This is a genomic window from Halobacillus sp. A1-3, assembly GCF_050971765.1.
Taxonomy (GTDB): domain Bacteria; phylum Bacillota; class Bacilli; order Bacillales; family Halobacillaceae; genus Halobacillus; species Halobacillus mangrovi_B.
The window spans coordinates 455,394-462,541 of the sequence record NZ_JBPCEO010000003.1 but is presented as its reverse complement, the minus strand read 5'-3'; the positions used below and the strand labels follow the sequence as shown (position 1 = coordinate 462,541).

Below are 7,148 nucleotides of genomic sequence, written 5' to 3'. Positions count from 1 at the left end.
CAATCATTGTATCATGTCCGGTTGTTTAAGTCAACAACTTTTTCATGATTTTTTGTAAGCCGTTATTGGCTTTGCCACCTCTTTATTGAAGCGACGCTTTCTAATATATCATGTGAAATTGTTATATGTCAATAACTTTTTTTCGCATGAAGTTTTGTAAGCTGTTTTTGTAAAAGCCACTTTCTTTGAAGCGACAAAATATAATTTAACACGGCTGAGCGTTGCTGTCAACAACTTTTCAGCATTGTTTTGTGAGCTGTTTCGCTCGCCGCTCCTGTGAAGCGACAAGTAATAATATAGCATGATCCTCAATATAACGTCAATAACTTTTTTATAAAAAAACCCTTTCTCTTAACTAACCAAGAAAAAGGGATAAAGGAAGTTATATGGTTACTTTCGGTTTGTATGTTCTATGGAATATATTCGGTCCTTTTGTTTCTTGAAGAACGACTTCTATAATCTGATTGTCGACAAGATACTCAATCATAGAAGAAAGATCTAATATATACTCCTGAATCTCCGGGTGTACTTTCAACTCTCCAAAAGACCACGGTTCTTCTCGCTCACTCATTAACTGAAGTAAATGGCGCGCACTTGTACGCGATCGTTTGCTGATTGAATGCTCAACAGCTATGATCATCAACTGAATCCGTTTATCTGTTGGTTCTCCACTTTCGATCAATTCTTGATAGAGCTTATAGATTTCTGGTTCAATTCTTTTCACCTGATTCCACACAGTCACTTCTGGATGAAATCCTTTTTCGATAATCGAAAGACGCGCCAAGTAATGAAGAGAACGTACCATTTGACTGAAAGAATCCAAGTATTGTTCCGAATCATATAGGTTCTTCGATTCACTATAGCTGCGGATCAGCTTTGCGAATTCAATTACTTTTTTCAAATCGCGATTTTCCTGCGGGAATTCACGCAAATGTTCTTTCAGCTCCGTTACATAATCATTCCGTTCATAGATGACGGAACCATTGATGACCCATTCCACCGCTCGGCGGTAAGAACTTGTATCAATCCAATGTTGTAATAAATCCTCATCTACGATGTGCATGGCTGCTGATTTGTTATCGAATTCGTAATGTTTCACGTACCAGGTCTCTTCAGGATCGCGGACAATGATAAATAGAATCACATCAAAATTATCCGTCACCGGGCTGATGGGTTTATTCTTTTCTAATATTAAAATACCTAATGTATTGCTTTGACTTGCCCTTTCTTGATAAATCGGGCGTAATACATCTTCCATACTAGGTCCCCCACATTCTATTTCAGTTCTCTAGTTTTATTCGATACTTTTTTTAAAATTCCTTTTTTCAAAATATATTCGTGCAGGCAAAATATGCTATACTACCTTGTAGATACTAAGGAGGGACACGAAGTGGCTTTAAAATACAGCAGCAAGATCAACAAAATTCGTTCCTTTGCTTTCTGGTTAATATTTGGCGGCATCGGCGTTATGTATATCGGACTGATATTCAAAGAAACGACTTGGCTGATGGCCCTATTTATGATTCTGGGAATGGGTTTTGTCGGGCTGAGTACCGTTGTCTACTTTTGGATCGGCATGCTTTCCACCAGGACGATTCAAATTGTCTGCCCTTCATGCGAGAAACCGACGAAGATGCTCGGACGCGTAGATGCGTGTATGCACTGCAACCAGCCGCTCACGTTGGACAAGACTCTCGAGGGTAAAGAATTCGATGAAAAGTACAATTCGAAACGGTATAAAAAGAAAAAACCGCAGGAGCAATCTTAATGATAACAAAAGGGTCCGTCAATATTGGCGGACCTTTTTACATATAAAAAAACTGAAAGCGAGATGCTTTCAGTTTAGTGAGTATTTTCTGATTGACATTTTGAGCACGTTCCATAGACTTCCATGCGATGATGACTTACGTTAAATCCAGTCACCTGTTCAGCTAATGATTCAACTTCGTTGAGACTAGGGTAGTGAAAGTCAACAATTTTACCGCATGATTCACAAATAATGTGATAGTGGTCTGTCGTGTTGCAATCAAAGCGGCTTGATGAATCTCCATAGGTGAGTTCTCGGACTAGACCGATTTCACGGAATACACGGAGATTGTTGTATACCGTTGCGACACTCATGTTTGGAAATTTACTTTCTAATGCTTTGTAAATCTCATCAGCTGTTGGGTGAGTCATAGAATTCAGCAGGTATTCAAGCACCGCATGACGCTGTGGTGTGATTCGTACACCTGAACCTTTTAACGTGTCAATGGCTTCTTGGAGTCGATGATCAGACACAGTCATGCACCTCGCTTTCATAAACTGATTCTTGATTTATAATATTATTAAATTAGAATCCTTATAATTAGTGTAACCCTATAGTAAATATGTTGTCAATAATAAGGCTGACCTACTTACATAGGATTATGCAGCTTACACATCCGGATCAAGGATTGTTTCTTTTCCACCAACATGCTTATTCACGTACCTGGCCGCTACAAATAGAAAATCAGATAGACGATTCAGATAAGAAACAACTAATGGGTTATCTAGCTCATCTTCTAAAGCAACAGCTGTTCTCTCTGCCCTTCTTACTACTGTGCGGGCCAGGTGCAAGCCGGCTGATGCTTCATGTCCTGAAGGTAAGATGAAGTTCTTCAAAGGCGCAAGCTCCTGATCAAGCTGATCGATGTTCTTTTCTAAATCTTCGATGTGCTCTTTTTTCAAACGCCACTGGACGTCTTTCCCTTTAGGTGTCGCAAGCTCCGCTCCAACATGAAACAGGATGGTTTGGATCTTTTGCATAACGGCAAGGAAATGATCTTTATCGGTCCAGTCTTCCCGCGTTAGATGACTTAACGCAAGACCGATAGCTGAGTTTGCTTCATCGCACGTTCCGTATGCCTCCACCCGGATATCATTTTTTGCCACGCGGTCACCGTATATCAATGAAGTTTTTCCTTTATCACCAGATCTAGTATAGATACGCACATTAATACCCCCGTTTCGGATCAATTTTATTATGCAGTTCTTCTTCTTTACCTTCTAAGTATATGTGCAAATTTTCTTCGAATCGATCAAATGCTCTTGGCATATAAAATGGAGAGATTCCTGAAATATGAGGAGTGACCGTGACGTGTTCCTCATTCCATAATGGATGATCTTCAGGCAAAGGTTCCTCTTCAAATACATCCAATACAGCGTGTTCGATATACCTATCTCGTACAGCTTCCATAATTACATCCGTTGAAACCAAGTCGCCTCGTCCCATATTTAAAAAGACAGCATGCTCTGGCATCGCTCGGAAATGTTCGCTCTTCAATAAGTATTGCGTTTCTTTTGTACTTGGAAGTGCGGCAACGATAAAATCGGCTCGGGGTAGTACGTGGTTCAGTTGGTCTACTCTGTATGTTTCATCAAAGTGAGCTTTGTTCTCTCCTGACCTTGATACCCCTATGGTCTTCATTCGAAACGCCTGAGCAAGTCGGGCGGTTTCCTGAGATATTGCTCCAGTACCCAGAATCACCATTGTTTTCCCGCTGACTTCATTCATAACAGGACGACGATTCCAAACGTGTTTCTTTTCTTGTTCAATTAATGTCTTTGCTTTCCTTGATACTTGCAAAAGCATCGAAATCGCATATTCTGCCATCGGCTGAGCATGAATACCTCTTACGTTTGTGACGAGAATGTTCCTTTTATGAATCTCACGAAAAGGCATTTTATCCATACCTGCTGACAACACCATGATCCATTTTAGTTGACGAGCTTTTTCTATACGTTCTGGATTCAAGTCCTCTCCATATGTAACAAATATATCAGCCTCGCTTAAATATGGCTCAGCTTCTTTAATGCCATGACAAAATACGAACTCGACTTGATTAAATTGCTGCTCGAAATGATTCTTAATCGATTCCGGCACGCGTTTGATTGCTGAAACGACTTTCATCGAATCCCTCCTCCCTGTTCTTTCTTCTATAGTAATTGTTTTAAGGAATAGATACAAAAATAACGAAAGATCCCCCCACCTTATTTCTTCTTAGAAGACATTCTAAGCATAGAAAAAACCATAGCCTTTTAGGGCCATGGTTTGTTTTCGTTTTATTGAAGGTTCTCTCTGATGTATTCAAGTGCAGTTTCTACGTGACCTTTCACTTTTACTTTTCGATATTCTTCAGCAATGTTACCTTCTTTATCAATAATGAAGGTTGAGCGCTCAATGCCATAGTACTCTTTGCCAAAGTTTTTCTTAAGCTTCCAAACCCCATACTCTTCGGCTACTTCATGATCTTCATCCGCTAGCAGTAAGAAAGGCAGATCATGTTTGTCGATGAACTTTTTATGAGATTCAACCGGGTCAGGGCTAACTCCCAAGATAACTGCATCCAAATCTGCAAAGCTTTCGTGATGATCGCGGAAATCACAAGCTTCTGTCGTGCAGCCAGGAGTCATATCTTTCGGATAGAAATAAAGAACAACGTTTTTCCCCTTATAGTCAGATAAGGATACCGTTTCCCCGTTATTTGCAGGTAGTGTGAATTGTGGTGCTTGTTTGCCTTTTTCGACTGTCATATATGAGCCTCCTAAAAAAGTTTCTACCATTAGGGTACCTTATCTAACCTAAAACATCCAATATCTACGTTACCCGTGATGAACATTTTGCCATACTTTAATCACTAAAGCGGCCGGAAGAGAATATCCTACCATCGCCTCTAAAATGACGATCCACCTCCCAGCTCCAATCGGGATCATATCTCCATACCCGACCGTAAACAGCGTCATTCCGCTAAAATACATACTCCTCCCCATCTCTTCCAACCACGGGAGGGGCTGCGTATGGGAACTATCCATGTATACGGGAATACCTTGCGTGATGAAGCAAAGATAAATCATTCCAAATCCAGTCATGATGATCATATATAACAAAAGAATGGATAAAAACACCTGGAAAGAAAAGATCTTATGTTCATGTTCCAGCGAATTAAAAATTTGCCTTAGGCTGGCCGCAATAACGATGAGACATAAACTAGTAATAAATATAGTGAACATAAAGGCAAGCTCCCTTCACAAACAAAACAGGGTTGTCCTACTCCCTACATATGAAGAATTTCTAGAGAATATACCCATTTTCCAGGTTATGGACCCTCAGGTCATCCAGAATCTGGATGACCTGAGGTAGTTGTTTTTCCTAACGCATGTTAAAAACGGGCGAATGCACATCCCACTTCAATGGTTCCCGCATAAGATACAGTAAACATTGGAAAGGGGGAATTGTGAATGGGTTACGGATATGGCGGAGGCTTTGCGCTAATCGTTGTTCTTTTCATCCTTCTAATCATCGTTGGTGCAGCTTTTGTATACTAAAATAAACACTCACAGCTGATGCACCGCTTTACCTTTAGGTAATGAGCTCAGAGGTGCTTTTTCCTCATGAAGATGAACGGTGAACGTTAAGTATTCTAGGATACAGGAACAACGAACGAAAACCCTTCTCAAGCCGAGAAGGGTTTTACATTCATAAGTAAATAGACAAGCATGCTACAATGATTAAGGAACTATTGTACAAGGAGGTAATCAGCTTGAACTTCACTAAATCAGAACAATTATATAAAGAAGCAACCGATCACATAGTGGGTGGTGTCAACTCCCCTTCCCGCGCTTATAAAGGCGTAGGCGGCGGCACCCCTGTTTATATGGAACGCGCAGAAGGATCACATTTTTACGATGTCGATGGCAACCTCTACATTGATTATCTTGGAGCATACGGTCCGATTATTACTGGACATGCCCATCCTCATATTACGGAGGCCATCACTAAAGCAGCCCAAAATGGCGTCCTTTATGGAACACCGACCGTACTTGAGAACCGCTTTGCAAAAATGCTGAAAGACGCGATTCCTTCTCTAGATAAAGTGCGGTTCGTCAACTCCGGAACAGAAGCTGTTATGACAACGATCCGAGTGGCACGTGCTTACACCGGAAGAAATAAAATCATTAAGTTTGCCGGCTGTTATCATGGGCATTCAGATCTAGTTCTTGTCGCTGCAGGCTCCGGACCTTCTACGCTCGGCACACCGGACTCTGCTGGTGTACCTGCATCTATTGCTCAAGATGTGATCACAGTACCGTTTAACGACATTGAACCTTTTAAACAGGCTCTGGAGAAATTCGGTGACGAAATTGCCGGGGTACTTGTAGAACCTATCGTAGGGAACTTCGGGATTGTTGAACCGAAGCCAGGTTTCTTAGAGGAAGTAAACCATCTTACGCATGAAGCAGGAGCTCTTGTTATTTATGATGAGGTCATTACAGCATTCCGATTTACATACGGCAGTGCTCAGCAGTTATTGAACATCGAACCAGATATGACAGCTATGGGCAAAATTATCGGGGGCGGTCTGCCGATTGGTGCTTACGGCGGTCGAGCAGATATCATGGAACAGGTAGCACCACTCGGACCAGCTTATCAGGCCGGAACGATGGCGGGTAACCCAGCATCCATGTCTGCTGGAATTGCTTGTCTGGAAGTCCTGCAGGAAGAAGGCGTATATGAAGAAATGGACCGTCTTGGACAGCGTCTGGAAGAAGGAATTCTTGAACACGCCCACACCCATGGGATCCAAATTCAAATTAATCGTCTAAAAGGGGCGCTTACCGTTTACTTTACGGATGAGAAAGTTGAAAATTATGAGCAAGCAGAAAACACGAATGGTGAGCAGTTTGCAAGATTCTTTAAATTGATGCTTGCAGAAGGGGTTAACCTTGCTCCTTCTAAATATGAAGCGTGGTTCCTGACTACCGCTCATACAGACCAGGATATTGATGAGACGCTCGAAGCAGTAGAAAAAGCTTTCCGTACAATGGCAAATGAATAATCCCCCTTTCACCCCAGGCATATTCCTGGGGTGTTTTTTAGTTCATAAAAGTTTCTATGGTAGTTTTATGGTTCGTGATCATTCAATTTAGTTCAGTATTCTTAAAAACTTGATGGCAAGATAACCTGGGGTTCGTACCCTTAAAAGTGTAGAGAGGGGTGGTAAATACTCGCTTCCCTGCGAGGGAACTGGCAAGCTTACTCGTTAGCTTTGGGGTATAGCCTAACTCCTTCTCCAGCGGGCGTTTCCGTTTAGTCCACTTTACGGAAGGGGTTCGGGAGACTCCTGCGG

Annotated in this window: 9 protein-coding genes; 3 read left to right on the top strand and 6 right to left on the bottom strand. The window is 41.6% G+C overall.

Going from position 1 to position 7,148, the window contains the following annotated elements; genetic code table 11:
- Positions 1 to 382: 382 nt before the first annotated feature.
- Complete coding sequence (locus ACRYKC_RS07825) at positions 383 to 1,258, bottom strand: nucleotidyltransferase-like protein (RefSeq protein ID WP_433806173.1); 876 nt, start codon at positions 1,256 to 1,258, stop codon at positions 383 to 385.
- 132 nt (positions 1,259 to 1,390) lie between these two features.
- On the opposite strand from ACRYKC_RS07825, the gene ACRYKC_RS07820 reads away from it, so the two are divergent.
- Entirely contained in the window at positions 1,391 to 1,768 is a 378-nt protein-coding gene (locus tag ACRYKC_RS07820) for a YgzB family protein (protein ID WP_433806172.1), read from the top strand.
- A gap of 74 nt (positions 1,769 to 1,842) precedes the next feature.
- On the opposite strand, the gene perR is transcribed toward ACRYKC_RS07820, so the two are convergent.
- The 5 genes from perR to ACRYKC_RS07795 all read right to left on the bottom strand — a co-directional run bounded on the left by perR (position 1,843) and on the right by ACRYKC_RS07795 (position 5,031).
- On the bottom strand, positions 1,843 to 2,286 hold the full coding sequence (perR, locus tag ACRYKC_RS07815) for a peroxide-responsive transcriptional repressor PerR (RefSeq protein ID WP_433806171.1): 444 nt from the start codon (positions 2,284 to 2,286) through the stop codon (positions 1,843 to 1,845).
- Positions 2,287 to 2,415: 129 nt separating this feature from the next.
- Entirely contained in the window at positions 2,416 to 2,973 is a 558-nt protein-coding gene (locus tag ACRYKC_RS07810; protein ID WP_433806170.1) for a cob(I)yrinic acid a,c-diamide adenosyltransferase, read from the bottom strand.
- A gap of 1 nt (position 2,974) precedes the next feature.
- Positions 2,975 to 3,931: a D-2-hydroxyacid dehydrogenase gene (locus ACRYKC_RS07805; protein ID WP_433806169.1), complete on the bottom strand. Its 957-nt coding sequence runs from the start codon at positions 3,929 to 3,931 to the stop codon at positions 2,975 to 2,977.
- Positions 3,932 to 4,083: 152 nt separating this feature from the next.
- A complete protein-coding gene (gene bcp / locus ACRYKC_RS07800) occupies positions 4,084 to 4,554 on the bottom strand; it encodes a thioredoxin-dependent thiol peroxidase (protein WP_433806168.1) in 471 nt (156 codons plus the stop codon).
- A 69-nt stretch (positions 4,555 to 4,623) separates the two neighbouring features.
- Positions 4,624 to 5,031: an ion channel gene (locus ACRYKC_RS07795; RefSeq protein ID WP_433806167.1), complete on the bottom strand. Its 408-nt coding sequence runs from the start codon at positions 5,029 to 5,031 to the stop codon at positions 4,624 to 4,626.
- 228 nt (positions 5,032 to 5,259) lie between these two features.
- Here ACRYKC_RS07795 and ACRYKC_RS07790 point away from each other — a divergent pair, with 228 nt between their 5' ends.
- Positions 5,260 to 5,346: a YjcZ family sporulation protein gene (locus ACRYKC_RS07790; protein WP_079478425.1), complete on the top strand. Its 87-nt coding sequence runs from the start codon at positions 5,260 to 5,262 to the stop codon at positions 5,344 to 5,346.
- 215 nt (positions 5,347 to 5,561) lie between these two features.
- Complete coding sequence (locus tag ACRYKC_RS07785; protein WP_433806166.1) at positions 5,562 to 6,857, top strand: glutamate-1-semialdehyde 2,1-aminomutase; 1,296 nt, start codon at positions 5,562 to 5,564, stop codon at positions 6,855 to 6,857.
- Positions 6,858 to 7,148: the final 291 nt, after the last annotated feature.

Coding starts and splice junctions, on each gene's coding strand:
- bcp (WP_433806168.1), bottom strand. CDS start 4,554: ATGACAGTCGAAAAAGGCAAACAAGCACCACAATTCACACTACCTGCA.
- perR (WP_433806171.1), bottom strand. CDS start 2,286: ATGACTGTGTCTGATCATCGACTCCAAGAAGCCATTGACACGTTAAAA.
- ACRYKC_RS07805 (WP_433806169.1), bottom strand. CDS start 3,931: ATGAAAGTCGTTTCAGCAATCAAACGCGTGCCGGAATCGATTAAGAAT.
- ACRYKC_RS07790 (WP_079478425.1), top strand. CDS start 5,260: ATGGGTTACGGATATGGCGGAGGCTTTGCGCTAATCGTTGTTCTTTTC.
- ACRYKC_RS07795 (WP_433806167.1), bottom strand. CDS start 5,031: ATGTTCACTATATTTATTACTAGTTTATGTCTCATCGTTATTGCGGCC.
- ACRYKC_RS07825 (WP_433806173.1), bottom strand. CDS start 1,258: ATGGAAGATGTATTACGCCCGATTTATCAAGAAAGGGCAAGTCAAAGC.